Raw genomic sequence first — 25811 nt, 5'->3', positions numbered from 1 at the left:
GCGACCACCCACCCACAGCCCGCCGACGACGGGGGGCGCGGGCGAAGCCCCGACGCGGGGTGCGGGGGCGCAGCCCCCGCTCGGGGGTCTGGGGGCGAAGCCCCCAGGAACACCTCCCCCTTCCCCCACCCACCCCCGGAGGGTTGCGGGAAGGGGCGGGGAGGGGCAAACCAACGCCCTCCACGCCGCCTGGCTCGGCCGAGCCGCCGGCTGCCTGCTCGGCAAACCCGTAGAGAAGCTGCCCCTGACCGGCATCCGCGCCATCGCCCGAGCCACCGGCAACTGGCCCCTCCACACCTGGTTCACCGCCCACCACCTCCCCGCCGAGCTGGCCGCCGCGTACCCCTGGAACCGCCGCTCCGCCCCCACCTCCCTCGCCGAGAACATCGACGGCATGCCCGAGGACGACGACCTCAACTACCCGCTCCTCGGCCTGCTCCTTCTCCAGCGCCACGGCCCCGCCTTCACCACCGCCGACGTGGCGCGGCTGTGGCTGGACGAGCTCCCGGCGGGGCGTACGTTCACCGCCGAGCGGGTCGCGTACCGCAATCTCCTGGACGGGATCGAGCCGCCGCACACCGCCACCCACCGCAACCCGTTCCGCGAGTGGATCGGCGCCACCATCCGCGCCGACGTCCACGGCTGGACCAACCCGGGCGACCCCGCGGCCGCCGCCGAGCAGGCGCACCGCGACGCCGTTCTCACCCACACCGCCAACGGCGTGTACGGCGCCATGTTCACGGCCGCGGCGATCTCGCTGGCCGCCACCGGCGCGTACGACGTGCACGGCTGCCTCGACGGCGGCCTCGCCGTGATCCCCCCGCGCTCCCGCCTCGCGGAGGCCGTCCGCCTCGGGATCCGTCTCGCCCGCGAGGAGGACGACTTCGACACGGTCGTCGACCGGCTGCACGCGGCCCTCGGCGCCTACCACTGGGTGCACTCCGTCCCCAACGCCGCGCTGCTCGCCGCCGCCCTCACCCACGCCGACGGCGACTTCTCCGGCTCCATCTGCCGCGCGGTGTCCGGCGGCTGGGACACCGACTCCAACGGGGCCACCGCCGGATCGCTCGCGGGACTCCTCGCCGGGCACCCGGACGCGCTGCCCGCCCGCTGGACCGCACCGCTCAAGAACCGCCTCGCCACCACCGTCGCCGGCTTCGACGGCACCGGATTCGACACCCTCGCGGAACTGACGGCGGAACTGACCGCACAAGCGACCGCACAAGCGACCGCACAAGTAAGCGCACACGCAACCGCACAACAGACCGCACAACTCGTCCCCCAGGAGGTACGGAGCGCATGACGCGCATCGCGGTGCTCGGCAGCACCAACATGGACCTGGTCGCCTACGTGACGGCCGCCCCGCGCCGCGGCGAGACCGTCACCGGTCACGACTTCCGTACGATCCCGGGCGGCAAGGGCGCCAACCAGGCCGTCGCCGCGGCCCGCGCGGGCGGCGACGTCGCGATGATCGGGGCGGTCGGCACGGACGAGTTCGGCGTACGGCTGCGGGCCGCGCTCGACGGCTCCGGCGTCGACACCGACCTCGTGCGCACCACCGAGGGACCGTCCGGCACGGCCCACATCGTGGTCGACGCGACCGGCGGCAACGCGATCGTCGTCATCCCCGGAGCCAACGCCTCCGTCACCCATCTCGGCCCCGGCGACGAGGCGCTGATCGCGGGCGCCGAGTCGCTGCTGCTCCAGTTGGAGCTGCCGTTGGACACGGTCGTCGAGGGCGCCGAGGCGGCCCGGCACCACGGGGTGCGGACGGTCCTCACCCCCTCCCCCGTCCAGCCCCTGCCGCCCGAACTCCTCGTCGCCACCGACCTGTTGGTGGCCAACGAGCACGAGGCCGCCGCGCTCACCGGCATCGGCGACCCGAAGGCGGCCGCCCGCGCGCTCCTTGAGCTGGTCCCCGAGGTGGTGGTCACGCTCGGCGCCCGGGGCAGTCTGTACGCGGCGCGCGACCAGGACCCGGTCGCGGTCCCGGCCCCCGAGGTGACCGCGGTCGACACGACGGGCGCGGGTGACACGTTCGTCGGCGCGCTCGCCGTCGCCCTGGGCGAGGGCCGGGCGATGCCCGAGGCGCTCGCCTGGGCGTCGGACGCCGCCGCGCTCTCGGTCCAGCGGCCCGGCGCGGTGGCCGCCATGCCGTACCGCGCGGAGATCGACGCGGCGGCGGCCGGGGCCGAGGGAACCGGGCGGTGACGACTCCCCTGCCGACGACTCCCCTGCAAGGGCTGCGGGTTCTGGACCTCGCCACCCTGTTCGCCGGGCCGCTCGCGGCGACGATGCTCGGCGACTTCGGCGCCGAGGTCATCAAGGTCGAGCACCCCCGCCGCCCCGACCCCTCGCGCGGCCACGGCCCCGCCAAGGACGGCATCGGGCTCTGGTGGAAGCTGCTCGGCCGCAACAAACGGACGATCACCCTCGATCTGTCCACGCCGGGCGGCCGCGAGACCCTGCTCCGGCTCGCCGCCTCCACCGATGTGATCATCGAGAACTTCCGCCCGGGCACCCTGGAGCGCTGGGGCCTGGGCTGGCCCGAACTGGCCGCCGCCAACGACCGGTTGGTACTGGCCCGGGTCACCGGGTTCGGCCAGTGCGGCCCGTACGCACACCGGCCCGGATTCGGCACGCTCGCCGAGGCGATGAGCGGCTTCGCCGCCGTCACCGGCGAGCCGGACGGCCCGCCGACGCTGCCCCCGTTCGGCCTCGCGGACTCGATCGCCGCGCTGGCCACCGCGTACGCCGTACTGACCGCGCTCACCGCGCGCACCGCCACCGGGCGTGGACAGGTGATCGACATGGCGATCATCGAGCCGATCCTGACCGTCCTCGGCCCCCAGCCCATCTGGTACGACCAGCTCGGCTACGTCCAGCCGCGCACCGGCAACCGCTCCCGCAACAACGCCCCGCGCAACACCTACCGTACGGCGGACGGCAGTTGGCTCGCCGTCTCCGCCTCGGCCCAGTCGGTGGCCGAGCGGGTGATGCGGCTCGTGGGGCGCCCTGAGCTGATCGCCGAGCCGTGGTTCACCACCGGCTCGGGGCGGGCCGAGCACGCGGACGAGCTGGACGAGGCGGTGGGCGGCTGGATCGGGCGGCGCACCCGTGAGGAGGCGATGACGGCGTTCGAGAAGGCGGAGGCGGCGATCGCGCCGATCTACGACATCCGCGAGGTGATGACGGACCCCCAGTACCGCGCGCTCGACACGCTCACCACGGTCGACGACCCGGAGCTGGGCCCGGTCCGGATGCAGAACGTCCTCTTCCGGCTCTCCGAGACCCCGGGCGCGATCCGCTGGGCGGGCCGCCCGCACGGCGCGGACACGGACGCGGTCCTGACCGAACTGGGCCTGTCCGCCCAGGAGATCACCACGCTGCGCAAGACGGGCGCCCTGTGACGACGCCGATCCCGCTGACCTGGCTGTACGCCCCCGGCGACCGGCCGCAGGTGGTCGAGAAGGCGCTGGCGGCGGGCGCGGACGTGGTGATCGTGGATCTGGAGGACGCGGTGGCGCCGGACCGCAAGGAGTACGCCCGGGCGGCGACGGCGGAGCTGCTCGCCGCCCCGCTGTCCACGCCGGTCCACGTCAGGGTGGCCACGGAGGAGGACGTACGGACCCTGGCCGGGCTCCCGGGCCTGTCGGGCCTGCGCCTGCCCAAGGTCACCCACGCCTTCCAGGTCCAGCGCATCGCGGCCCTGGCCCCCGGCGTCGCCCTCCACCCGCTCCTGGAGAGCGCGCTGGGAGTGGAGTACGCGTACACGATCGCCGCCGCCCACCCGGCGGTGCGGGGCATCGCGCTCGGCGAGGCGGACCTCTGCGCGGATCTGGGCGTACGCAACGAGTCGGGCCTGGACTGGCCGCGCAGCCGGGTGGTGGTGGCCGCGCGGGCGGCGGGTCTGGCCCCGCCCGCCCAGTCGGTGTACCGGCACATCAGCGACCTGACGGGCCTGGCCGCGTCCTGCGCCCACGGCCGCGCGCTGGGCTTCCTGGGCCGCGCGGCGATCCACCCGGCGCAACTGCCGGTGATCGAACGCGCCTATCTGCCACCGCCGTCGGAGGTGGCCGCGGCGGAGGAGATCCTCACGGCGTCCCCCACGGACACGGGGGCGCTTGCGCTGGCGGACGGGCGTTTCGTGGACGCGGCGGTACTGGAAGCGGCGAGGAGGACGCTGTCCCTGGCGCACCGCCCGCCCCCTTGAGCGGGGGTGGGGTCCTCCCGGGGCTACGCCCCGGACCCCTTTCGTCTGCGGGCCGGTGGGGGCTGATCGCGCAGTTCCCCGCGCCCCTCAAATGCCGCTGCGCGGCATCCCCGGATCGCCCCGGAGGGCGCCTTCAGTGGCGCGGGGCTGTGACATTGTGCGGCTCCGCCGCGTGGGCGCGACCAGCCACAGACGGCCCGCACACGACACCCGGCCCCCGACGGCCTCAGCTCTTGCTCGTCGTCCCGTTCTCGGACGGCACCGACTTCTCGGCCTCACCGGCGGGCGCGTCGTCGGCCTCACCGGCGGGCGCGTCAGACGGCGCATCCCCTGACTCCGGCTCTCCCGCCTCGTCGACGCCGCCCGGCTCGACCACCTCTTCCCGCCCCGGCCGCACCCGCGAGGAGATCACGATGTACGTCACGGCGAGCACGAAGACGGTGATCGCGGTCCAGTCGTTGAGGCGCAGCCCCAGCACGTGGTGGGCCTCGTCGACCCGCATGTACTCGATCCAGCCGCGTCCCACGCAGTACGCCGCGACGTACAGCGCGAACGCCCGGCCGTGGCCCAGCTTGAAGCGGCGGTCCGCCCAGATGACGAGGAAGCCGACGCCGAGGCACCACAGCGACTCGTACAGGAAGGTCGGGTGGTAGGTGCCCGCGACCCGGTTGGTGCCCTCGGTGATCTTCAGCGCCCACGGCACCTCGGTGGGCTTGCCGTACAGCTCCTGGTTGAACCAGTTGCCCCAGCGGCCCACGGCCTGGGCGAAGGCGATGCCCGGGGCGAGCGCGTCGGCCCAGGCCGGCAGCGGGATGCCCCGGCGCCGGCAGCCGATCCACGCACCCACCGCGCCGAACGCGATGGCGCCCCAGATGCCGAGCCCGCCCTGCCAGATCTTGAAGGCGTCGACCCAGTCCTCACCGTCGCTGAAGTACAGCTGGTAGTCGGTGATGACGTGGTAGAGGCGGCCGCCGACGAGGCCGAAGGGCACCGCCCAGACGGCGATGTCGGCCACGGTGCCGGCTCTGCCGCCCCGGGCGATCCAGCGCTTGTTGCCGTACCAGACGGCGACGAAGACACCGATGATGATGCAGAAGGCATAGCCGCGCAGCGGGATCGGTCCGAGATGGATCACGCCGGTCGACGGACTGGGAATGAAGGCGAGGTTCATGGCAGGGTCGACGCTACCCTGCCGGGCGGGCGGTCGGACCACCCACCCGGCAACTTATGAGTAACGGGCGGTACGGCAGGGGCCTAAGGGGCCGCCGGAGCCGGAGCGGCCCCCGCTCCCGTCCGAGCCCCGGACCCGGTCGCGGTCCCCGCGCCCGATCCCGCGTGGGCCGCCGGGGCCCCCGGATGCGCCCGGCCCGATGCCGGGGCCTTCTTCGGGACCGTCCCCGGCAGGTGCGCGGACCTCGGCTTCGCCCCGGACACGGCGGGCGCGCCCGCCGGCGGCGAACTGGGGGCGGCCGTCCCCGGCTGCGACGGCGAAGCCGTCCCCGGCTGCTTGCCCTTGTTCGCCTCGACGACCCACTTCTTGAGGTTCGCCGGGCTGATCTGCTCGCTGCCCTTCTGCGGGAAGACCGACTCCCCGTTCAGCTGGACCGTCGGCGTGCCGCTGAAGCCGCCGTTCTGGAAGGCGTCGTTGGACTTGCCGACCCAGCTGTTGTGCTTGCCCTCCTCCACGCAGGAGCGGAAGCCGGCCGTGTCGAGGCCGGGGACCTTCTGGGCCAGCTCGATCAGCTTGCTGTTCTTCCCGTACGCGTCGTCCGTCTCCTTGGGCTGGTTGCTGTAAAGCACGTCGTGGTACGCCGAGAACTTCCCTGCGTCCTGTGCGCAGCCCGCCGCGTTCGCCGCGTGCAGCGAGCCGCTCCCGCCGAGGTTGCGGTCGATCAGGGTGGCGAGGTGGTACTGGACGCGGATCTGGCCGCTGCCCTCCAGCTCGTGGATCGTGGACCGGAAGCTGTTCTCGAACGCGGCGCAGGCCGGACAGCGGAAGTCCTCCCAGACCGTGAGCGTGGACGGCGCGTCGGCGGCGCCCACCGGGACGGCCAGGTTGTCCTTGCCCTCGGCGCCGGCGGGCGCGAGCAGCGGGCCCGCCGTGCTCTTCTTGCCGTCGCTCTTGGTGTTGGCCGCGATCACGCCGATCACCGCGGCCAGTCCGAGGACGCACACCACCGCCCCGGCGACGATCATCGTGCGTCTGCGGCGGTCCTGGGACCCCTGCCGCTCGCGCTCCTGGGCCAGCCGCTCGCGGGCCGTTCTCTTGCCTTCTTGGTTCTTCTCGCTCACACCCACAGCAACGAACCGGGGAGGCACCCACGTGCCTCCCCGGTCCCATATCCACCCGTACGAGCTAACGCGATCCCGGTCCGCCCGAACCGGGCGGGGTTACGGAGCGTTGCGGCGTCGGCCTACACCCTTACGGCGTACGGCGTACGCCCTGCGCGAGTTCACCCGCGAGGGCGCGCACGGCGGCGAGCCCGCTCGCGTGGTCCGGCGCGTCCAGCATCCGCTGGACGAACGCCGAGCCGACGATCACGCCGTCGGAGAAGGCCGCGACTTCCTGGGCCTGCTCCGCGTTGGACACGCCGAGGCCGACACAGACCGGCAGGCCGGTGGTGGCCCGGGTGCGCCGGACCAGGTCCTCGGCCTGCGCGCCGACCGACGCGCGCGTGCCGGTGACGCCCATCAGGGACGCCGCGTACACGAAGCCGGAGCCCGCCGCGGTGATCTGCGCGAGCCGCTCGTCCCTGCTGCTGGGCGCGACCACGAAGACCGTGCCGAGGCCGTGCTTGTCGGCGTGCTCGCGCCACAGCGCGGACTCCTGGACCGGCAGGTCGGGCAGGATGCAGCCGGCGCCGCCCGCCTCGGCCAGCTCGGCGGTGAAGCGCTCCACGCCGTACCGGTCGATGGGGTTCCAGTACGTCATCACCAGCACCGGCTTGCCGGTGGCCGCGTGGGCCTCGCGGACCGTGCGCAGCACGTCGGCGATCTTCACCCCGCCCTTGAGGGCGATGTCGTCGGCGGTCTGGATGACCGGCCCGTCGAGCACCGGGTCGCTGTGCGGAAGGCCGACCTCGACCACGTCCGCGCCGCCGTCGAAGACGGCCTTGACCGCGTCGATGCCGCCGTCGACGGTCGGGAACCCGGCCGGCAGATAGGCGATGAGCGCGGCCCGGTCCTCGGCCTTCGCCTTGGCGAGGGTGTCGCTCAGCAGTTGTACGTTCCCGCTCACTTCGCGTCCCCCTCGGCCCCGTTGTCGTACAGCCCGAAGTAGCGGGCCGCCGTGTCCATGTCCTTGTCGCCGCGCCCGGAGAGGTTGACCAGGAGCAGCCCGTCCTTGCCGAGCTCACGGCCGACTTCGAGGGCGCCCGCGAGCGCGTGCGCGGACTCGATCGCCGGGATGATGCCCTCGGTGCGCGAGAGCAGCCGCAGGGCCTGCATGGCCGCGTCGTCGGTGACCGCGCGGTACTCGGCGCGGCCGGTGTCCTTGAGGTAGGAGTGCTCGGGCCCGATGCCGGGGTAGTCCAGACCGGCCGAGATCGAGTAGGGCTCGGTGATCTGGCCCTCGTCGTCCTGGAGCACGTACGAGCGGGAGCCGTGCAGGATGCCCGGCTCGCCCGCCGTCAGGGTCGCCGCGTGCTCGCCGGTCTCGATGCCGTGCCCGCCGGGCTCGCAGCCGATCAGACGGACGTCCGCGTCCGGGATGAAGGCGTGGAAGAGCCCGATGGCGTTGGAGCCGCCGCCGACGCAGGCCACGGCCGCGTCCGGGAGCCGTCCGGCACGCTCCAGGATCTGGCGGCGGGCCTCGACGCCGATGACCCGGTGGAAGTCGCGGACCATGGCCGGGAACGGGTGCGGGCCCGCGACCGTGCCGAACAGGTAGTGCGTACGGTCCACGTTGGCGACCCAGTCGCGGAACGCCTCGTTGATGGCGTCCTTCAGCGTGCGGCTGCCGGACTTCACGGGGATGACCTCGGCGCCGAGCATCCGCATCCGGGCGACGTTCAGCGCCTGGCGCCGGGTGTCGACCTCGCCCATGTAGATGGTGCACTCAAGCCCGAAGAGGGCGCAGGCGGTCGCGGTGGCGACGCCGTGCTGGCCCGCGCCGGTCTCGGCGATGACGCGGGTCTTGCCCATGCGCTTGGTGAGCAGCGCCTGGCCGAGCACGTTGTTGATCTTGTGCGAGCCGGTGTGGTTCAGGTCCTCGCGCTTGAGGAAGACCCGGGCGCCGCCCGCGTGCTCGGCGAACCGGGGCACCTCGGTGAGGGCGCTCGGCCGGCCGGTGTAGTTGACCATGAGGTCGTTGAGCTCGGCGGCGAAGGCGGGGTCGGCCTTGGCCTTCTCGTACTCGACGGCGACCTCGTCCACGGCGGCGACCAGCGCCTCGGGGATGAACTTGCCGCCGAACGCTCCGAAGTACCCTTCGGGGCTGGGCACTTGACCCTCGGGGTCGGGGATGAAGAACTCGTGGGACATGGGGATACCTCCCCGGGGCGTCGTGGCCCCGGTCCTGGGTTACGTGTGGTCACGGGTGCGCCCAGGCGCCGCGGTGATGAGCCGGGTGTGCGACTGCGGGCCGCGTCGGGCCGGTCGCGCAGCTCCCCGCGCCCCTGAGGGGCGCGGCTCAGGCGGCGCTCAGGGCACCGCGCCATCGCATCCCGTTGACCTGGCCCGGCTCGTCGCCGATCACGTACCGCACCCGTCGCCCGTGCACCCGGCGCGCCGGAGCGCGGCAGCCGCGCGGGCGGCAGCCGGGGGCGAGACGGGCGGCAATAGGCATGTGGGGTCAGTTCCGTCCGTGGCGCAGGGCCGGGTGGGCGCCGGCGGCCACCAGGTCGGCGACGGCCGCCCGGGGGTCCTTGCCGGTGACCAGGGACTCGCCGACCAGGACGGCGTCCGCGCCGGCGTTGGCGTACGCGATCAGGTCGTGCGGGCCGCGCACGCCCGACTCGGCGATCTTCACGATGTGCGAGGGGATCTCGGGGGCGACACGCTCGAAGACGGTGCGGTCCACCTTGAGGGTCTTCAGGTCGCGCGCGTTGACGCCGATGATCCGTGCGCCCGCGTCGACCGCCCGCTCGACCTCGTCCTCGTCGTGCACCTCGACCAGCGGGGTGAGCCCGATGGACTCGGCCCGCTCGATCAGCGACACCAGGGCGGACTGCTCCAGGGCGGAGACGATCAGGAGCGCCAGGTCCGCCCCGTACGCCCGGGCCTCCCACAGCTGGTACGCGGTGACGATGAAGTCCTTGCGCAGCACCGGGATGTCGACCTTGGCCCGGACGGCCTCCAGATCGGCGAGCGAGCCGCCGAAGCGGCGCTCCTCGGTGAGCACGGAGATGACGGCGGCGCCGCCCGCCGCGTAGTCGGCGGCGAGGGCCGCCGGGTCCGCGATGGCCGCGAGCGCGCCCTTGGACGGGCTGGAGCGCTTGACCTCGCAGATGACCTTGACGCCTTCGCCGCGCAGAGCCGCGACGCCGTCCCGAGCCTGGGGCGCCTTGGCGGCGCGCTCCTTGAGCTCGTCGAGGCCGACCCGCGCCTGCCGCTCCGCCAGATCGGCGCGGACGCCCTCGATGATCTCGTCGAGCACACTCACGCGAGCGGCCCCCTTCCAGGACGGTGACGTTGACGATCGGCCAGGATCAGCCATGACGATGGTATCCGCACCGGAGCGAAGGGCCCGCATCCGGTTGACGCCCGTCCCACTCCTCGGACAGCCGGGACGTGGGGAGATATACGGAATGTCACGGCGCGAGCACGGACCCGAACGGTAGATTCCGGACAACTGAGAAGGCCAGCAGCACCGCGCCGATGCCCCACCAGTGGGCGTCCTTGAGGTCGACACGGAAGGGCAGCCCGCGCGTGGCGCGGACGGCCCAGACCACCCAGAGGACCGCGAAGAGCACATAACCGGCCACCGCGAGCGCGTTCGCCCCGAGGGCCGCGCCGAAGTCGCCGGTGATGAAGTCGTGGGCGCTGCGCAGACCGCCGCAGCCGGGGCAGTAGATCCCGGTGAGCCGCAGCAGCGGGCAGACGGGGTAGTGGCCGGGCTCGTTCGGGTCGACCGCGCCCACGTACGCGAAGGCGGCGGCGACCCCGGCGAGGGTGCCCAGCGGCACGAGCAGCCGGCGCGCCGCGGCGGGGGCCGTCGGGGCGGGCGTCGGAGTCGGGGTGGCGTCCACGCGGTGATTGTCCCCGTTCACGCGGAGAGGCGCAGCCCCAGGGGGCCGCGCCTCATCTGCGTACAGCGTTGTCCCAGTCGAGTGCCGCGTCGTCTCAGCGGGCCTCGGCGAGGCGGGCGCGGGCCTTGAGGCCGGCGTCCTCACGGGCCGCGGCCATCTCGGCGGTCTCCTTGGGAGTGCCGAGGCCGACCATCTTCATGACGCCGCCGACGACCCCGCCGAGGAGGGTGAGCGCCGTACCGGCCCAGAAGCCGATCGGGTTGGCGGCGACGATGAAGACCGAGGCCACGCAAAAGCCGATGAAGGAGATGATGACACCGGTCCAGGCGGCCGGGGTGTGTCCGTGGCCGCCGCTGCTGCCCGCCATGAGTTGCTCCTCGTTGGTGAATCTCTGGGTCGCGGAGTCGGCCGCTCAGTCCGGGGACGCCGACCGCTCACCGACCATTGTCGCCCACCCGTGTACGTGCCCCGAGCCTGGGGTCGCCGCCCGTGGGGCAGCTCACACTCCGGTCGGGTCCTCGCCCCGGTCCAGGGCCTTCCACAGCTCCTCGGGCCGGTCCGGGTCCTTGACCGGGCGGGGCTTGCGGGCCCGGGGGCTGCCGTCGCGCTCATAGCGCCCGCCCATCGCGGGCCAGGCGGCGCCGAACCGGAGCGCGAGCAGCCCGGCGATCAGGAGCAGCAGGCCGCCCGCGAAGGTGACGTAGGGCCAGGCGGTGTGGGTGAGGCCGCCGATGGTCGCGGCGGCGTCGCCGCTGGTCCTGGCGGCCTTCTCGTCCAGCGCGGAGCTGTCGTCGGCGCCGAGGAAGGCGGCGAGCGCGGCCCCGGCGCCGCTCAGCGCGAGCAGCCCGGAGACCAGGAACCGGCCGGCCCGGCGGACCGCGAAGACCGCCACGAGCGCGGCGAGCCCGACTATCGCGAGCGCGGCGGGCACACCCGTCACGTTCTGCCCGGTGGCGCGGAGCGGCACGGAGCCGCCCCCGACCGCGGCGTGGCCCTCGGCCCAGGTCTGCCCGGAGGCGAGCAGGACGACGGCGGCTCCGACGGCGCCGAAGAGCAGGGCGGCGGCGAGGGTGCGGCGGCCGCCGCCACGGGCGGACGGCGCGGATTCGGCACGCGACTGGGGTTCGGGAACGGCACTCACGTACTCCACTATCGCCTGCACCGCGGTGATCTTGTCACCCGGGGCCGTGTTATGGCGCGAACTCGCGGCGCCCCCGACAGGCCCTAGCCGCTCAGCTGGTTGGCCGTGTTCACGGCGCGGAGGACGGCGGCCGCCTTGTTGCGGCACTCGTTGTCCTCCGACACCGGGTCGGAGTCGGCCACCACACCGGCTCCGGCCTGTACGTACGCCGTGCCGTCGCGCAGCAGCGCGGTGCGGATGGCGATGGCGGTGTCGGAGTCGCCGGCGAAGTCGAGATAGCCGACGCAGCCGCCGTAGAGGCCGCGGCGGCTCGGCTCCAGCTCCTCGATGATCTGCATGGCACGCGGCTTGGGCGCACCGGAGAGGGTCCCGGCGGGGAAGCACGCGGTGAGCACGTCGAAGGCGGTACGGCCCGGGGCGACCCGGCCGGTCACGGTCGACACGATGTGCATGACGTGCGAGTACCGCTCGACGGACATGAAGTCGACGACCTCGACGCTGCCCGGCTCGCAGACCCGGCCCAGGTCGTTGCGGCCCAGGTCCACCAGCATCAGGTGCTCGGCCCGCTCCTTGGGGTCGGCGAGCAGCTCCTCGGCCAGGTCGTTGTCCTCCTGCGGGGTGGCGCCCCGGTGCCGGGTCCCGGCGATCGGGTGGACCATGGCCCGCCCGTCCTCGACCTTGACGAGCGCCTCGGGGCTGGAGCCGACGACGTCGAAGCCGTCGAAGCGGAAGAGGTACATGTACGGGGACGGGTTGGTGGCCCGCAGGACCCGGTAGACGTCGAGCGCGCCGGCGCTGCAGGGCGTCTCAAAACGCTGCGAGGGCACCACCTGGAAGGCCTCGCCCGCGCGGATGCGCTCCTTGATGTCCTCGACGGCGTCCTGGTACGCCTTGCCGCCCCACAGCGCGGTGTACTCGGGCAGCACGGACGGCGGGAGGGCGGCGGGCGCGTACTCGACCGGCTTGGCCAGGTCCGCCTCCATGGCGTCGAGCCGTGCCACGGCGTCCGCGTACGCCTCGTCGACGCCGGTATCCAGGTCGTTGTGGTTGATCGCGTTGGCGATCAGGAGCACCGACCCGGCCCAGTGGTCGAGCACGGCGAGGTCGGAGGTGAGCAGCATGGTCAGCTCGGGCAGCCGCAGGTCGTCGCGCCCGTGCTCCCCGATCCTCTCCAGCCTGCGCACGATGTCGTAGCCGAGGTAGCCGACCATGCCGCCGGTGAACGGCGGCATCCCGGCCGCCAGGTCGCGCGGGGTGTGCAGCGCCTCGACGGTCGCCCGCAGGGCCTCCAGCGGATCACCCGAGGTGGGGACGCCCACCGGCGGGGTGCCCAGCCAGTGGGCTTCGCCGTCGCGGGCGGTGAGCGTGGCGGCGGAGCGCACGCCCACGAACGAGTAGCGCGACCAGGACCGCCCGTTCTCGGCGGACTCCAGGAGGAAGGTGCCCGGCCGCTCGGCGGCGAGCTTCCGGTAGAGCCCCACGGGGGTGTCGCCGTCCGCGAGGAGGCGGCGGCTGACCGGGATGACGCGGCGGTCCACCGCGAGCTTGCGGAAGGTTTCGAGATCCATGGCGAGACCCTACTGAGCGGGGGCGGGCAGCAGGACGTCGGCGTCGAAGCATGTCCGATCCCCGGTGTGGCAGGCGGCACCGACCTGATCGACCCTGACGAGCAGGGTGTCCCCGTCACAGTCCAGCGCAACGGACTTCACCTGCTGGAAATGCCCGGAAGTGTCGCCCTTGACCCAGTACTCGTTCCGGCTGCGCGACCAGTAGGTGCAACGGCCGGTGGTCAGGGTGCGGTGCAGGGCCTCGTCGTCCATCCAGCCGAGCATGAGCACCTCGCCGGTGTCGTACTGCTGGGCGATGGCCGGGACCAGTCCATCGGAGGTCCGCTTCAGGCGGGCGGCGACGGCGGGGTCGAGAGTGCTGGTCATGGCCCCATTGTGCCGTGGCTCGGGGGCGCTCCGGCGGTGCGTCCACTGGGCGGACGTGGGCGCGGGTCGTACGCTGGCCCCCATGTCGACCCATGCCAAGCGTGAACGGCTTCTGCTCGCCGACCTGTTGGAGGCGGCGGGCCCGGAGGCCCCGACCCTCTGCGACGGCTGGACCGCGCGCGACCTCGCCGCGCACCTCGTGGTCCGCGAGCGCCGCCTCGACGCGGCCGGCGGGATAATCCTCGGCGCGCTGAAGTCCCGGCTGGACCGGGTGCAGGCGGAGTTCGCCGCGAAGCCGTACGAGGAGCTGGTCCGGCTCTTCCGTACGGGGCCGCCGAAGTACTCGCCGTACAACCTCAAGCAGGTCGACGAGGGGGCGAACGCGATCGAGTTCTACGTCCACGGCGAGGACGTCCGCCGCGCCCAGCCCGACTGGACGCCGCGCCCGGTCGACCCGGTCTTCGCGGACGTCCTCTGGTCCCGCCTGGAGAAGATGGCGCGCCTGATGGGCCGCCGCTCCCCCGTGGGCCTGGTCCTGCGCCGCCCCGACGGCCAGACGGCGGTGGCCCGCCGCGGGACTCCCGTGGTGACGGTCACGGGTGACCCGTCCGAACTGGCCCTGTTCGTGTCGGGGCGGCAGGAGGCGGCGGATGTGCAGGTGGAGGGGGAGAAGTCGGCGGCGACGCGAGCGCTGGAGGCGAAGCTGGGCGTGTAGCCGGGGCTCCGCCCCGGGCCCCGCGTTTCGGCTGCGCGCCGAGAGCCGTTTCCGGGGCTCCGCCCCGGGCCCCGTCCGTCTGCGGGCCGGTAGGGGCTGGCCGCGCAGTTCCCCGCGCCCCATTCTGGCCCGGGCTCTGTCTGCGGGCCGCCGCTGGCTGAGCGCGCAGTTCCCCGCGCCCCATTTTGGCCCGGGGTTTGTCTGCGGGCCGCCGCTGGCTGAGCGCGCAGTTCCCCGCGCCCCATTTTGGCCCGGGGTTTGTCTGCGGGCCGTCGTTGGCTGAGCGCGCAGTTCCTCGCGCCCCTGAGGGGGATGGGGATGTCCAGCGCAAACGGGCTCAGGGACAGGGGCCCGGCCAAATCCCGCCCCTCCGGCGGTGAGGTGCGGGCCCCTTTAGGGGCGCGGGGAACTGCGCGACCAGCCACAGCCAGCCTGCAGACGAACGGGATCGGGGGCGGAGCCCCGAAGCGGGGGCGGGGGCGGAGCCCCAGCGGGGGTACTGGGGGCGCAGCCCCCGCGAGCGGGGTGCAGGGGCGGCAGGCCCCGCAAGGAGGCGCAGGCCCCACAGGCCCCGCCCAGGAGCCCAGGGGCGCAGCCCCGCCCAGGAGTCCAGGGACGCAGCCCCGCCCAGGAGTCCAGGGACGCAGCCCCGCCCAGGAGTCCAGGGGCGCAGCCCCGCTCAGGGGTTCGGGGGCGCAGCCCCCGGGAAACCCGGCTCAACCACCCACCCGCCCCCGGAGGGTTTAGGTGAAGGGGCGGGGTGGGGCTAGCGCACCGGGTGGCCCGCGGCGCGCAGGGCCGTCTTCACATCCCCGATCCGCAAGTCCCCGAAGTGGAACACCGACGCCGCCAGGACCGCGTCCGCCCCCGCCGCCACCGCCGGAGCGAAGTCGGCGAGCCGCCCCGCCCCGCCCGACGCGATCACCGGCACGGTGACGTGGCGGCGGACCGCCGAGATCATCGGGACGTCGTACCCGTCCTTCGTCCCGTCCGCGTCCATGGAGTTCAGCAGGATCTCCCCCGCCCCCAGCTCCGCCGCCCGGTGCGCCCACTCCACCGCGTCGATGCCGGTGCCCCGGCGCCCGCCGTGCGTGGTCACCTCGAAGGAGCCGGACTCGGTACGCCGCGCGTCGACCGACAGGACGAGCACCTGACGCCCGAACCGCTCCGCGATCTCGCGGATCAGTTCGGGGCGCTCGATCGCCGCCGTATTGACGCCCACCTTGTCCGCCCCGGCCCGCAGCAGCTTGTCCACGTCGTCCGCCGAGCGGACCCCGCCGCCCACCGTCAGCGGGATGAAGACCTGCTCGGCGGTGCGCCGCACCACGTCGTACGTCGTCTCGCGGTTGCCCGAGGACGCGGTGATGTCCAGGAACGTCAGCTCGTCCGCGCCCTCGGCGTCGTACAGCTTGGCCATCTCGACCGGGTCGCCCGCGTCGCGCAGGTTCTGGAAGTTGACACCCTTCACCACCCGGCCGTTGTCGACGTCCAGGCAGGGGATGACTCGCACCGCGAGGGTCATGCGGGGGCTCCTTCAGGGGCACCGGCGGCGCCTCGGTAAGCGTCTACTTCCACTTCGACCAGCATGCGCGGGTCGACCAGACCGGTCACGATGACCAGCGTGGCCGCCGGGCGGACGGCGTCGAAGAGCTCCTTGTGGGCCCTGCCCGCCTCGTCGATGTCCCGCGCGTGGGTCAGATACATACGGGTGCGGACCACGGACTCGACCCCGAGCCCGAACTCCGCGAGCGCGGCGAGGGCGTTCGAGAAGGCCACCTTGGCCTGCTCGTACGGGTCGCCCTCGCCGTACAGCACCGTGCCCCTGAACGGCGTGGTGCCGGCGACGTGCACATGGTCGCCCGCGGCGACGGCGCGCGCGAAGCCGATCGAGTCCTCCCAGGGACTGGGAACGTCGCTCTGTACACGCCGTACGTCGCTCATCGGGACACAGCCTCCAGGGCTTCTTCGAGGGTGAACGCCTTCGCGTACAGGGCCTTGCCCACGATGGCGCCCTCCACACCCTGCCCCACGAGCCCCGCGATCGCCCGCAGGTCGTCGAGCGAGGAGACGCCGCCCGAGGCCACCACCGGCTTGTCGGTGGCCGCGCAGACGTTGCGCAGCAGCTCCAGGTTGGGGCCCTGGAGGGTGCCGTCCTTGGCGATGTCGGTCACCACGTACCGCGCGCAGCCCTCGGAGTCGAGGCGCGCCAGCGTCTCGTAGAGGTCGCCGCCGTCGCGGGTCCAGCCGCGGCCGCGCAGCGTCGTGCCGCGTACGTCCAGACCGACCGCGATCTTGTCGCCGTACTCGGCGATGACCTTGGCGACCCACTCCGGGGTCTCCAGGGCCGCGGTGCCCAGGTTGACGCGGCGGCAGCCGGTGGCGAGCGCGGCCTCCAGGGAGGCGTCGTCGCGGATGCCGCCGGACAGCTCGACCTTGATGTCCATCGCGCCCGCGACCTCGGCGATCAGCGCGCGGTTGTCGCCGGTGCCGAAAGCCGCGTCCAGGTCCACCAGGTGCAGCCACTCGGCGCCGGAGGCCTGCCAGGCGAGCGCCGCCTGGAGCGGGGAGCCGTAGGAGGTCTCCGAGCCGGACTCGCCGTGGACGAGGCGGACGGCCTGGCCGTCGCGGACGTCGACGGCGGGCAGGAGTTCGAGCTTCGGGGACGACGGTGCCATCACAGGGTTCCGATCCAGTTGGTCAGCAGCTGGGCGCCGGCGTCGCCGGACTTCTCGGGGTGGAACTGGGTCGCCCACAGCGCGCCGTTCTCCACCGCGGCCACGAACGGCTCGCCGTGGGTGGCCCAGGTGACCCGGGGGGAGCGGATCTTGGGGTTGGTGACCTCCAGGCTCCAGTCGTGCACGGCGTACGAGTGCACGAAGTAGAACCGGGCCTCGGCGTCCAGGCCCGCGAACAGCTCGCTGTCCTCGGGGGCCTTGACCGTGTTCCAGCCCATGTGCGGGACGATCGGCGCCTTGAGCGGGCCGACCGTGCCGGGCCACTCGTCCAGGCCCTCGGTCTCCACGCCGTGCTCGATGCCCCGGGCGAACAGGATCTGCATACCGACGCAGATGCCCATCACCGGGCGGCCGCCCGACAGGCGCCGGCCCACGATCCAGTCGCCGCGCGCCCCGCGCAGCCCCTGCATACAGGCGGAGAAGGCGCCGACGCCGGGGACGAGCAGCCCGTCGGCGTTCATGGCCGTGTCGTAGTCACGGGTGATCTCGACGTCCGCGCCGACGTGGGCGAGGGCGCGCTCGGCGGAGCGCACGTTGCCGAAGCCGTAGTCGAAGACCACGACCTTCTTGCGGGAGGGGGTGCTCAACTCCACACCTCCAGCCGGAGGACGCCCGCGGCCAGGCAGAGCGCCGAGCTGATCGCCAGGAGCGTGATCAGGCTCTTGGACATGTCCTGCTTGACGAAGGAGTAGACACCGCCCGCGAGGAAGAGCCCGAGGACGATGAGGATGGAGTTGAGGCCGGTCACAGCGCGCCCTTGGTCGAAGGAAGGATGCCCGCGGCACGCGGGTCGTGCTCGGATGCGTAGCGCAGCGCCCGCGCCAGCGCCTTGAACTGGCACTCCACGATGTGGTGCGCGTTGCGCCCGTACGGGACGTGGACGTGCAGGGCGATCTGCGCCTGCGCCACGAAGGACTCCAGGATGTGCCGGGTCATCGTGGTGTCGTACTCGCCGATCATCGGCGCCATGTTCTCGGGCTCCGTGTGTACGAGGTACGGGCGGCCGGAGAGGTCCACGGTCACCTGCGCGAGGGACTCGTCGAGGGGGACCGTGCAGTTGCCGAAGCGGTAGATGCCGACCTTGTCGCCGAGCGCCTGCTTGAAGGCGGCGCCGAGCGCGAGGGCGGTGTCCTCGATGGTGTGGTGCGAGTCGATGTGCAGGTCGCCGTCCGTCTTGACCGTGAGGTCGAAGAGGCCGTGGCGGCCGAGCTGGTCGAGCATGTGGTCGTAGAAGCCGACTCCCGTCGACACGTCGACCTTTCCGGTCCCGTCGAGGTCGATCTCGACGAGGACGGACGTCTCCTTGGTGGTGCGTTCGACACGGCCGACGCGGCTCATGCTCTCTGCTCCTTCTTGAGTTGACGGACCGCGTCCAGGAACGCGTCGTTCTCGGTCGGGGTGCCGGCGGTGACGCGCAGCCACCCGGGCACCCCGTTGTCACGGACCAGGACCCCCTGGTCGAGGATCTGCTGCCAGGCGGTGTGCGAGTCCTCGAAGCGGCCGAACTGGACGAAGTTGGCGTCCGACTCGGTCACCTCGTACCCGGCCGCCCGCAACTCGGTGACCAGCCGGTCCCGCTCCCGCTTGAGCTGCTCGACGTAGCCGAGCAGCGTGTCGGTGTGCTCCAGGGCCGCCAGCGCGGTCGCCTGGGTGACGGCGGAGAGGTGGTACGGCAGCCGGACGAGCTGGACCGCGTCGACCACCGCCGGGTGCGCGGCGAGGTAGCCGAGGCGCAGCCCGGCCGCGCCGAAGGCCTTGGACATGGTCCGCGAGACGACCAGGTGGGGGCGGCCCTCGATGAGCGGCAGCAGCGACTCGCGGTGGCTGAACTCGACGTACGCCTCGTCGACGACGACCAGGGACGGCTTGGCGGCCTGCGCGGCCTCGTGGAGCGCGAGAACCGTTTCGGCGTCGACCGCCGTGCCGGTGGGGTTGTTGGGCGAGGTGATGAAGACGACGTCCGGGGCGTTCTCCGCGATGGCCTTCTGGGCGGCCTCCACGTCGATCGTGAAGTCCTCGCCCCGCGGCCCGGAGATCCAGCCGGTGCCGGTGCCGCGCGCGATGAGGCCGTGCATCGAGTACGAGGGCTCGAAGCCGATGGCGGTGCGGCCGGGGCCGCCGAAGGTCTGCAGCAGCTGCTGGATGACCTCGTTGGAGCCGTTGGCCGCCCACACGTTCTCGACGCCGACGGTGTGCCCGCCGGTGCGGGTGAGGTAGCGGGCGAGCTCGGTGCGCAGCTCCACCGCGTCCCGGTCGGGGTAGCGGTTGAGCCCGCGCGCGGCCTGCGCCACGCGCTCCGCGATCCGCGCGACCAGCGGCTCGGGCAGCGGGTACGGGTTCTCGTTGGTGTTGAGCTGGACGGGCACGTCCAGCTGGGGCGCCCCGTAGGGGGACTTGCCGCGCAGCTCGTCGCGTACGGGCAGGTCGTCGATACCGATGTCGTACGCGCTCACTGGCCCGGCACCTTCCATCCGAACCTCGCCTTGAGGGCCGCCCCGTGCGCCGGCAGGTCCTCGGCCTCCGCGAGCGTGACCACGTGGTGGGCGACCTCGGCCAGGGCGTCCCGGCTGTAGTCGACGATGTGGATGCCCTTGAGGAAGGACTGGACCGACAGGCCCGAGGAGTGGCAGGCGCAGCCGCCGGTGGGCAGCACGTGGTTGGAGCCCGCGCAGTAGTCGCCGAGCGAGACCGGGGCCCACGGGCCGACGAAGATCGCGCCCGCGTTGCGGACCCGGCCGGCCACGGCGGCGGCGTCGGCGGTCTGGATCTCCAGGTGCTCGGCGCCGTACGCGTCGACCACCTTGAGGCCCTGCTCCAGGCCGTCGACCAGGACGATCGCGGACTGCCTGCCCGCGAGGGCCGGCTTGATCCGGTCCTCGACGTGCTTGGTGGCCGCGATCTGCGGCTCCAGCTCGCGCTCGACCGCGTCGGCGAGCGCCGCGCAGTCGGTGACCAGGACGGCGGCCGCCATCGGGTCGTGCTCGGCCTGGCTGATCAGGTCGGCGGCGACGTGCGCCGGGTCGGCGGTCTCGTCCGCGAGCACGGCGATCTCGGTCGGTCCGGCCTCGGTGTCGATGCCGATGCGGCCGGTGAAGTAGCGCTTGGCGGCGGCGACCCAGATGTTGCCGGGGCCGGTCACCATGTTCGCGGGCGCACACTCCTCGGTGCCGTACGCGAACATCGCGACGGCCTGGGCGCCGCCCGCCGCGTACACCTCGTCGACGCCGAGCAGCGCACACGCGGCGAGGATCGTCGGGTGCGGCAGTCCGCCGGCTGTGTCTCCTTCAAAGCGGGGCTTCTGCGGCGGGGAGGCCAGCGCGATGGACTCGACGCCCGCCTCCTGGGCCGGGACCACGTTCATGACCACGGACGACGGGTACACCGACCGGCCGCCCGGCGCGTACAGCCCGACGCGCTCGACCGGTACCCACTTCTCGGTGACGGTGCCGCCGGGCACCACCTGGGTGGTGTGCTCGCCGCGGCGCTGGGCGCGGTGGACGATCCTGGCGCGCCGGATGGACTCCTCAAGCGCCGCCTTGACCTGCGGGTCGAGCGTCTCCAGGGCCTCGGCGAGCGCCTCGGCGGGCACCCGGATCCGCTCCAGGGTCACTCCGTCGAACTTCTCCGCGTACTCGATCAGCGCCGCCGTGCCGCGATGATGCACGTCCTCGCAGATGGGCCGCACCTTCTCCAGGGCGGCTTCCACGTCGAACTCGGCACGGGGCAGCAGGTCGCGCAGGGCGCCCCCCTCGGGGAGGGCGTTGCCGCGCAGATCGATTCGAGAGATCACGGAACCAATTCTCTCAGACCGCATCGCGCCACCGATCGCCCGTATCACTGGCTGATACGTATCCCGGCCGCCCCGCGCCCCGGCCGTGACCACTAGCGTTCACTCCGTTACACACGCATGTACATCCGCACGCGACCGCACACGACCGCGCGGGCGGGCAGGGGACGAGGGGGACGGCAGTGACCGAGGCGCCGGATGCCGATGTGGCCCCGGACTGGTTCAGTCCGGTGGAGCTGGGGATGTGGGAGGCCTTCCGCAACGGCGGCACCTACGACCTGCGCACCCGCAACCGGGTGCGGGACGACCCGTTCTCGGGGCGCGTCTGGGGGCCCGAGCGCCATGTGAAAGCCCGGGCGGTGGCACTGCTGCTGCTCCACGGGCCGCCCTCGCTGCCCGGCCGGGTCGCGGCCCTGAAGCTGAACGGCGTGCAGATCGTCGGGGCGCTCAATCTGTCCGGCGGCACGGTCACGCCGTACGTGGAGCTGAACAACTGCCGGTTCGAGAACGAGGTGCTGATGCCCGAGTGCCGGGTCACCACCGTGCGGATGGTGAACTGCGCGATCCCGCGGATCGAGGCGGCCCGGCTGCAGACCGAGGGCGATCTGCATCTGCCGCGCTGCCGGATCGCCCGCGGCATCCGGCTCACCGACGCCCACATCGGCACCGATCTGCTGCTCAACGAGGCCGTGATCCGCGCCGACCGCAAGGGCCGCTCGATCGCGGCCGACGGCCTCTCGGTCGCCCAGGACCTCCAGGCCGAGCTGATCGAGTCGTACGGGGAGGTGAGCCTGCGCGCGGCGAAGGTCGGGGTGACGCTGAGCCTGCGCGGCAGCCGGCTGGTGAACCCGGAGGGGCGGCGCGCGCTGAACGCGCCGCAGCTGACCGTGGAGCGGACGCTCTATATGACGGCGGCGGCCGTCTCGCCCGGCGCCACCGAGACCACCACTCCGCCGTACGGGACGAACTACACGGGCACACCTGCCCGGGGCACCCGTGTCCAGCCGTTCGTCTGCGAGGGCGGGCTGCGTCTGGACGACGGCCGGTTCGGGGACGCCGTGGACTTCCAGAGTGCGCGCTTCGTGATGCGGGACTACCAGGAGCTGTCGCTGCGCCGGGTGCAGACGCCGGAGCTGCGCTTCCTCGGGGAGCGGCCGGAGCGGGGCCGGGTGGTGCTCTCGGGCGCCCGGGTCGTGAACCTCGTCGACATGTCGACGAGCTGGCCGGGGCCCGGCGGGCTCGCGATGGGCGGCTTCAGCTACGACAACCTGATCCCGCGCGGACTGTTCCCGCTGGCCAGACGGCTGGAGTGGGTGGCGGCGGCGACTCCGGAGTACGCGCCGGAGCCCTACGAGCGCCTCGCCACCGTGCTGCGCAACAGCGGCGAGGACGCGGACGCGCGCGAGGTGCTGCTCGCCAAACAGCGCCGGCGCCGCGAGACCCTGCCGCTGGCCGGGAAGCTGTGGGGCGTGCTCCAGGACCTGACCGTGGCGTACGGCTACCGGCCGGGCCGGGCGGCGCTGTGGATGGCGGTGCTGTGGGCGATGGGCGCGCTGGCGTTCTCGCACTACGACCCGACGCCGATCAAGGCGGACGAGCACCCGGACTGGAACGCCTCGCTGTACGCCCTCGATCTGCTCGTACCGGTGATCAACCTGGGGCAGGACGGCTACTGGCAGCTGCACGGCAGCTGGCAGTGGGTCTCGGCGGTGCTCATCGTGCTCGGCTGGATCCTGGCCACCACCGTGGCGGCGGGCGCCTCGCGCCTGCTGCGGCGTGGCTGAAATTTGCCGGTCCTTGACCCGCGCCCGTACAACCGTCACGGCCGCCACAGACTCTTCACCGCACACCACTGGCGGAGCTCCGACCTGCGGTTTTGAATGGTTCGCACCATGTCATTCGTACGCGCCCTGCTCCGTGCCGTCCGCGCGGTCAGGCACACCCCGCACCTCGCCGCCGACCTCCCGGCCGACGAGGATCTGTTCCTCGACGCACCCGACGGCCGGCTCGGCCCCGCGCTCGTGTCCGCCGCCCGGGGCGAGTACAGAGCGGCGGCCGAACTCCTCGCCGTCACCCGCGAGTCGGCCGAGTGGGAGAACCGCGACCGCTACACCATGCGGCTCGCGGCCTTCGCGGTCAGCCGCCCGGACTGGCTCGCCGACTGGCTGGCCGCCGCGCCCCGGGACCCGGACGCCCTGCTGGTCAAGGCGGAGCTGGCGATCGTACGGGCGTGGGGCTCACCGGCCCGCGCCGAGCTGCTGCGCGAGGTCGCGCCGCTGATCGACGCGGCGGCCTCGGCCGAGCCCGCGGACCCGGTGCCGTGGCGCATCGCGCTCGACCACGCGCGCGGCACCCATGCGCCGCACACGGTCTTCGAGTCGCTGTGGGGGGAGGCGGTCGGCCGCTCCTCGCACCACTACGGCTGCCATGTGGCCGCGCTCCAGTACCTCTCGGCGCAGTGGTACGGCTCGCACCGGGAGTGCTTCGGCTTCGCCGAGGAGGCCGCGGCGGACGCGCTGCCCGGCTCGCTCGTCCAGGCGCTGCCGGTACGGGCGGCGTTCGCCTGCCTGGCCGCCGACGCGAGCGGGGCGCCGACCGGCCGCCAGAGCCCGCAGGAGCTGTTCCGCGACCGGATCGACGCGGCGGCGGACCTCGCCATCACGCTCTCCGCCGCGTACGAGCCGGGCGACCCGTGGCCCGCCGAGGTGCGCAATCTGCTCACCTACGTCCTGGTCGTACGGGAGCGCTGGGAGGAAGCCCTGGAGCAGTTCCGCCGCATCGGCCCCTACGCCACGGCCTTCCCGTGGGCGCGGCTCGACGACGACCCGCTGGGCCGGTTCACCGAGCTGCGCGACGGGGTGCGCAGGCAGGTGGCGGCGAGGACGCCGCCGGCGCGCGAACGCGGCCCGGCAGGGGCTGCGGCCGGATCCGTCGGCGCCCCCGGGCAGCCCCCGGCGAAGGCGCCGGGCCGGGCCGCCGGGCTCCCCGGCGCGGGCGCCCTCGGGAAGCCCGGACGCAGCCGGTCCGGCGACCATTACGCTTGAGCGTTGTGACCACCGCTCGCCTGCCCCTCTTCCCGCTCAACTCGGTCCTGTTCCCCGGCCTCGTCCTGCCGCTGAACGTGTTCGAGGAGCGCTATCGCGCCATGATGCGCGATCTGCTGAAGTCCGGCCCGGACTCCGGCGCCGACTCCGACGACGAGCCGCGCCGGTTCGCCGTGGTCGCGATCCGCGACGGCCGCGAGGTCGCGCCGACCGGCCCCGGACTGCCCGACCAGACGGCGATCCCGGAGAAGGGCCCGGCGGCCGGGTTCGGCCCCGACCCGATCCAGGCGTTCCACCAGGTCGGGTGCATCGCGGACGCGGCGACGATCCGGGAGCGCGCGGACGGCAGCTTCGAGGTCCTGGCAACGGGCACCACGCGCGTGAAGCTCCTTTCGGTGGACGCGAGCGGCCCGTACCTCACGGCAGAGCTGGAAGAGCTGCCCGAGGAGCCGGGCGAGGAGGCCGGGGCGCTGGCGGAGGGCGTGCTGCGGGCGTTCCGGGCGTACCAGAAGCGGCTGGCGGGCGCGCGCGAGCGATCCGTCACCGGCTCGGCCGAGCTGCCCGACGAGCCGTCGGTGGTGTCGTACCTGGTGGCGGCGGCCGCGGTGCTTGACGTTCCGGCGAAGCAGCGCCTGCTCCAGGCGCCGGACACGGCGACGCGGCTGCGCGAGGAGCTGAAGCTGCTGCGAGCGGAGACGGCGGTGATCCGTCATTTGCCCTCTCTCCCTGCGGTGGACCTGACCCGCTCCCCCACGAGCCCCAACTGACGTAAGGACGCAGGCGAGTTGGCGAAGAAGAAGGCGTCCGGGGGCACCCCGGCGACGGTGGCGCTGACGGCGGCGGGCACGGAGTTCACGGTGCACGCGTACGAGCACGACCCCGCGTCCGCGTCGTACGGGGAGGAGGCCGCCCGGGCCCTCGGCGTGTCCCCCGACCGCGTCTTCAAGACGCTGGTGGCGGACGTCGACGGCGAGCTGACCGTGGCGGTGGTCCCGGTGGCGGGCTCCCTCGACCTGAAGGCCCTGGCGGCGGCGGTCGGGGGCAAGCGGGCGGCGATGGCGGACCCCGCGGCGGCGGAGCGGACCACGGGCTACGTCCGGGGCGGCATCTCCCCGCTGGGCCAGCGCCGCCGTCTGCGCACGGTCCTGGACGCGTCGGCGTCCTCGCACGCCACGATCTGCGTCTCGGCCGGGCGCCGGGGCCTGGAGGTCGAGCTGGCGCCCGGGGATCTGATGGCGCTGACGGGGGCGGTGCTGGCGGCGGTGGCGCGGGGGTAGTTCTTCGGTTGTGTCCGGTAACCCCCCTGGACACTTCGCTCATGGGCGAGCAAGTTGCCCCCATGTCGAAACGAACGCGAAAGCGGAAGTGGCGCATCAAAAAGGGCCGAGCGAACCATGGGCGACGCCCGGCGTAGCTACCTGGGGCTGCGCCCCTTTTTGGCCCGGCGTTTCTCTGCGGACCGGTGGGGGTTGGCCGCGCAGTTCCCCGCGCCCCTTTTTGGCCCGGCGTTTGTCTGCGGGCCGGTGGGGGGCTGATCGCGCAGTTCCCCGCGCACCTTTTTGGCCCGGCGTTTGTCTGCGGGCCGGTGGGGGGCTGATCGCGCAGTTCCCCGCGCCCCTGAGGGGATGGGGTGCGGCCACAGTGTGAGGCGTCGGCGGCGGGAAATTCAGCCCCTGCAGCGTGCGAGGAGTGGGGCCGGGCAAATCCAGCCCCTCCAGCATGCGAGGAGCGGGGCCGGGGCCAATCAGCCCCTCCGGCGTGCAAGGAGCGGGGCCCGGCCAAATCCAGCCCCTCCGGCGTTTGAGGAGCGGGGTCCGGGGCGGAGCCCCGGAAGCGGGGGCGGGGTCGCAGACCCGGCGGACGTACCGGGGTCGCAGACCCGGCGGACGTACCGGGGTCGCAGACCCGGCGGACGTACCGGGGTCGCAGACCCAGCGGAGGTACCGGGGTCGCAGGCCCGGCGGGGGTGCCGGGGGCAAAGCCCCCGTAGCGGGGTGCAGGGGCCGCAGGCCCCGCAACGGGGTCCGGGGGCGCAGCCCCCGGGCGGGCCCCCA

The 25811-nt window shown here is 73.3% G+C and carries 27 protein-coding genes and 1 pseudogene; 9 read left to right on the top strand and 19 right to left on the bottom strand.

The window, feature by feature from the left end; all coding sequences use genetic code 11:
- From ACFWA7_RS33370 to ACFWA7_RS33355, 4 genes are all read left to right on the top strand, one after another.
- Nucleotides 1-1303 (top strand): ADP-ribosylglycohydrolase family protein (locus ACFWA7_RS33370; RefSeq protein WP_385826792.1); only part of this gene is annotated, 1303 nt, incomplete at its 5' end.
- Complete coding sequence (gene rbsK, locus ACFWA7_RS33365) at nt 1300-2211, top strand: ribokinase (protein WP_385826790.1); 912 nt, start codon at nt 1300-1302, stop codon at nt 2209-2211. The genes ACFWA7_RS33370 and rbsK, both read left to right, overlap by 4 nt.
- Nucleotides 2208-3410, top strand: coding sequence for a CaiB/BaiF CoA transferase family protein (locus tag ACFWA7_RS33360; protein WP_385826788.1), 1203 nt, complete (start codon nt 2208-2210; stop codon nt 3408-3410). Before rbsK ends, ACFWA7_RS33360 begins: the two co-directional genes overlap by 4 nt.
- Nucleotides 3407-4213 (top strand): HpcH/HpaI aldolase/citrate lyase family protein, encoded by an 807-nt coding sequence (locus tag ACFWA7_RS33355; protein WP_385541377.1) that lies wholly within the window; start codon nt 3407-3409, stop codon nt 4211-4213. Before ACFWA7_RS33360 ends, ACFWA7_RS33355 begins: the two co-directional genes overlap by 4 nt.
- 226 nt (nt 4214-4439) lie before the next feature.
- Here ACFWA7_RS33355 and lgt read toward each other — a convergent pair whose 3' ends face one another.
- From lgt to hisI, 11 genes and pseudogenes are all read right to left on the bottom strand, one after another.
- Nucleotides 4440-5384 carry a prolipoprotein diacylglyceryl transferase gene (lgt, locus tag ACFWA7_RS33350; RefSeq protein ID WP_385541378.1) on the bottom strand — a complete coding sequence of 315 codons (945 nt, stop codon included), beginning with the start codon at nt 5382-5384 and terminating at the stop codon, nt 4440-4442.
- A gap of 299 nt (nt 5385-5683) precedes the next feature.
- Nucleotides 5684-6505: pseudogene (locus ACFWA7_RS33345) on the bottom strand (thioredoxin domain-containing protein); the annotation flags it as partial.
- Between the two features lie 130 nt (nt 6506-6635).
- The gene (trpA, locus tag ACFWA7_RS33340) at nt 6636-7451 is read right to left on the bottom strand and encodes a tryptophan synthase subunit alpha (RefSeq protein WP_385541380.1); all 816 of its coding nucleotides are present in this window, start codon (nt 7449-7451) and stop codon (nt 6636-6638) included.
- Nucleotides 7448-8695, bottom strand: coding sequence for a tryptophan synthase subunit beta (gene trpB, locus ACFWA7_RS33335; protein ID WP_385541382.1), 1248 nt, complete (start codon nt 8693-8695; stop codon nt 7448-7450). The genes trpA and trpB overlap by 4 nt, the downstream gene beginning before the upstream one ends.
- 148 nt (nt 8696-8843) lie before the next feature.
- Nucleotides 8844-8999: a tryptophan biosynthesis modulator TrpM gene (trpM, locus tag ACFWA7_RS33330; RefSeq protein ID WP_190088809.1), complete on the bottom strand. Its 156-nt coding sequence runs from the start codon at nt 8997-8999 to the stop codon at nt 8844-8846.
- Between the two features lie 6 nt (nt 9000-9005).
- Nucleotides 9006-9815: an indole-3-glycerol phosphate synthase TrpC gene (gene trpC / locus ACFWA7_RS33325; RefSeq protein WP_385541385.1), complete on the bottom strand. Its 810-nt coding sequence runs from the start codon at nt 9813-9815 to the stop codon at nt 9006-9008.
- 148 nt (nt 9816-9963) lie between these two features.
- Nucleotides 9964-10401, bottom strand: coding sequence for a DUF2752 domain-containing protein (locus ACFWA7_RS33320; RefSeq protein WP_385541386.1), 438 nt, complete (start codon nt 10399-10401; stop codon nt 9964-9966).
- Between the two features lie 94 nt (nt 10402-10495).
- Nucleotides 10496-10768, bottom strand: a complete 273-nt coding sequence (locus tag ACFWA7_RS33315; RefSeq protein ID WP_385541388.1) for an HGxxPAAW family protein — start codon at nt 10766-10768, stop codon at nt 10496-10498.
- Between the two features lie 132 nt (nt 10769-10900).
- A complete protein-coding gene (locus tag ACFWA7_RS33310; protein WP_385541446.1) occupies nt 10901-11551 on the bottom strand; it encodes a TIGR02234 family membrane protein in 651 nt (216 codons plus the stop codon).
- 74 nt (nt 11552-11625) lie between these two features.
- Nucleotides 11626-13110, bottom strand: coding sequence for an anthranilate synthase component I (locus tag ACFWA7_RS33305; protein ID WP_385826786.1), 1485 nt, complete (start codon nt 13108-13110; stop codon nt 11626-11628).
- A 9-nt stretch (nt 13111-13119) separates the two neighbouring features.
- Complete coding sequence (hisI, locus tag ACFWA7_RS33300; RefSeq protein ID WP_385541392.1) at nt 13120-13476, bottom strand: phosphoribosyl-AMP cyclohydrolase; 357 nt, start codon at nt 13474-13476, stop codon at nt 13120-13122.
- Between the two features lie 82 nt (nt 13477-13558).
- Between hisI and ACFWA7_RS33295 the strand changes: the two genes are divergently transcribed.
- A complete protein-coding gene (locus tag ACFWA7_RS33295) occupies nt 13559-14191 on the top strand; it encodes a TIGR03085 family metal-binding protein (protein ID WP_385541393.1) in 633 nt (210 codons plus the stop codon).
- 766 nt (nt 14192-14957) lie between these two features.
- On the opposite strand, the gene hisF is transcribed toward ACFWA7_RS33295, so the two are convergent.
- Genes hisF through hisD form a run of 8 tightly spaced genes read right to left on the bottom strand, consistent with a single transcriptional unit; the run spans nt 14958 to nt 20716 of the window.
- Complete coding sequence (hisF, locus tag ACFWA7_RS33290; RefSeq protein WP_385541395.1) at nt 14958-15713, bottom strand: imidazole glycerol phosphate synthase subunit HisF; 756 nt, start codon at nt 15711-15713, stop codon at nt 14958-14960.
- A complete protein-coding gene (locus ACFWA7_RS33285) occupies nt 15710-16132 on the bottom strand; it encodes a RidA family protein (RefSeq protein WP_385541397.1) in 423 nt (140 codons plus the stop codon). Before ACFWA7_RS33285 ends, hisF begins: the two co-directional genes overlap by 4 nt.
- Nucleotides 16129-16866, bottom strand: coding sequence for a bifunctional 1-(5-phosphoribosyl)-5-((5-phosphoribosylamino)methylideneamino)imidazole-4-carboxamide isomerase/phosphoribosylanthranilate isomerase PriA (gene priA, locus ACFWA7_RS33280; protein WP_385541399.1), 738 nt, complete (start codon nt 16864-16866; stop codon nt 16129-16131). Before priA ends, ACFWA7_RS33285 begins: the two co-directional genes overlap by 4 nt.
- Nucleotides 16866-17513, bottom strand: coding sequence for an imidazole glycerol phosphate synthase subunit HisH (gene hisH, locus ACFWA7_RS33275; RefSeq protein ID WP_385541401.1), 648 nt, complete (start codon nt 17511-17513; stop codon nt 16866-16868). Before hisH ends, priA begins: the two co-directional genes overlap by 1 nt.
- Nucleotides 17510-17674, bottom strand: a complete 165-nt coding sequence (locus ACFWA7_RS33270) for a hypothetical protein (protein ID WP_385541403.1) — start codon at nt 17672-17674, stop codon at nt 17510-17512. Before ACFWA7_RS33270 ends, hisH begins: the two co-directional genes overlap by 4 nt.
- A complete protein-coding gene (hisB, locus tag ACFWA7_RS33265; RefSeq protein ID WP_067158063.1) occupies nt 17671-18264 on the bottom strand; it encodes an imidazoleglycerol-phosphate dehydratase HisB in 594 nt (197 codons plus the stop codon). Before hisB ends, ACFWA7_RS33270 begins: the two co-directional genes overlap by 4 nt.
- Nucleotides 18261-19379, bottom strand: coding sequence for a histidinol-phosphate transaminase (locus ACFWA7_RS33260; RefSeq protein WP_385541405.1), 1119 nt, complete (start codon nt 19377-19379; stop codon nt 18261-18263). Before ACFWA7_RS33260 ends, hisB begins: the two co-directional genes overlap by 4 nt.
- Nucleotides 19376-20716 (bottom strand): histidinol dehydrogenase, encoded by a 1341-nt coding sequence (gene hisD / locus ACFWA7_RS33255; protein WP_385826784.1) that lies wholly within the window; start codon nt 20714-20716, stop codon nt 19376-19378. Before hisD ends, ACFWA7_RS33260 begins: the two co-directional genes overlap by 4 nt.
- Before the next feature lie 179 nt (nt 20717-20895).
- On the opposite strand from hisD, the gene ACFWA7_RS33250 reads away from it, so the two are divergent.
- The 4 genes from ACFWA7_RS33250 to ybaK all read left to right on the top strand — a co-directional run bounded on the left by ACFWA7_RS33250 (nt 20896) and on the right by ybaK (nt 25034).
- Nucleotides 20896-22497: an oxidoreductase gene (locus ACFWA7_RS33250; protein ID WP_385826782.1), complete on the top strand. Its 1602-nt coding sequence runs from the start codon at nt 20896-20898 to the stop codon at nt 22495-22497.
- Between the two features lie 96 nt (nt 22498-22593).
- Nucleotides 22594-23757, top strand: coding sequence for a hypothetical protein (locus ACFWA7_RS33245; protein WP_385541411.1), 1164 nt, complete (start codon nt 22594-22596; stop codon nt 23755-23757).
- A gap of 5 nt (nt 23758-23762) precedes the next feature.
- The gene (locus ACFWA7_RS33240; RefSeq protein WP_385541413.1) at nt 23763-24524 is read left to right on the top strand and encodes an LON peptidase substrate-binding domain-containing protein; all 762 of its coding nucleotides are present in this window, start codon (nt 23763-23765) and stop codon (nt 24522-24524) included.
- Between the two features lie 18 nt (nt 24525-24542).
- Entirely contained in the window at nt 24543-25034 is a 492-nt protein-coding gene (gene ybaK, locus ACFWA7_RS33235; RefSeq protein WP_385826780.1) for a Cys-tRNA(Pro) deacylase, read from the top strand.
- Nucleotides 25035-25811 lie beyond the last annotated feature (777 nt).

Origin of the sequence: Streptomyces sp. NPDC059994 (assembly GCF_042737755.1) — a bacterium.
In the GTDB taxonomy this organism is placed as follows: Bacteria; Actinomycetota; Actinomycetes; order Streptomycetales; family Streptomycetaceae; genus Streptomyces.
Note: the sequence above shows the minus strand (reverse complement) of the source record. Positions and strands in the feature narration are given on the sequence as shown.

Coding starts and splice junctions, on each gene's coding strand:
- rbsK (WP_385826790.1), top strand. CDS start 1,300: ATGACGCGCATCGCGGTGCTCGGCAGCACCAACATGGACCTGGTCGCC.
- ACFWA7_RS33295 (WP_385541393.1), top strand. CDS start 13,559: ATGTCGACCCATGCCAAGCGTGAACGGCTTCTGCTCGCCGACCTGTTG.
- hisI (WP_385541392.1), bottom strand. CDS start 13,476: ATGACCAGCACTCTCGACCCCGCCGTCGCCGCCCGCCTGAAGCGGACC.
- ACFWA7_RS33305 (WP_385826786.1), bottom strand. CDS start 13,110: ATGGATCTCGAAACCTTCCGCAAGCTCGCGGTGGACCGCCGCGTCATC.
- lgt (WP_385541378.1), bottom strand. CDS start 5,384: ATGAACCTCGCCTTCATTCCCAGTCCGTCGACCGGCGTGATCCATCTC.
- hisF (WP_385541395.1), bottom strand. CDS start 15,713: ATGACCCTCGCGGTGCGAGTCATCCCCTGCCTGGACGTCGACAACGGC.
- ACFWA7_RS33245 (WP_385541411.1), top strand. CDS start 22,594: ATGGTTCGCACCATGTCATTCGTACGCGCCCTGCTCCGTGCCGTCCGC.
- ACFWA7_RS33315 (WP_385541388.1), bottom strand. CDS start 10,768: ATGGCGGGCAGCAGCGGCGGCCACGGACACACCCCGGCCGCCTGGACC.
- trpM (WP_190088809.1), bottom strand. CDS start 8,999: ATGCCTATTGCCGCCCGTCTCGCCCCCGGCTGCCGCCCGCGCGGCTGC.
- trpB (WP_385541382.1), bottom strand. CDS start 8,695: ATGTCCCACGAGTTCTTCATCCCCGACCCCGAGGGTCAAGTGCCCAGC.
- hisB (WP_067158063.1), bottom strand. CDS start 18,264: ATGAGCCGCGTCGGCCGTGTCGAACGCACCACCAAGGAGACGTCCGTC.
- priA (WP_385541399.1), bottom strand. CDS start 16,866: ATGGCACCGTCGTCCCCGAAGCTCGAACTCCTGCCCGCCGTCGACGTC.
- ACFWA7_RS33285 (WP_385541397.1), bottom strand. CDS start 16,132: ATGAGCGACGTACGGCGTGTACAGAGCGACGTTCCCAGTCCCTGGGAG.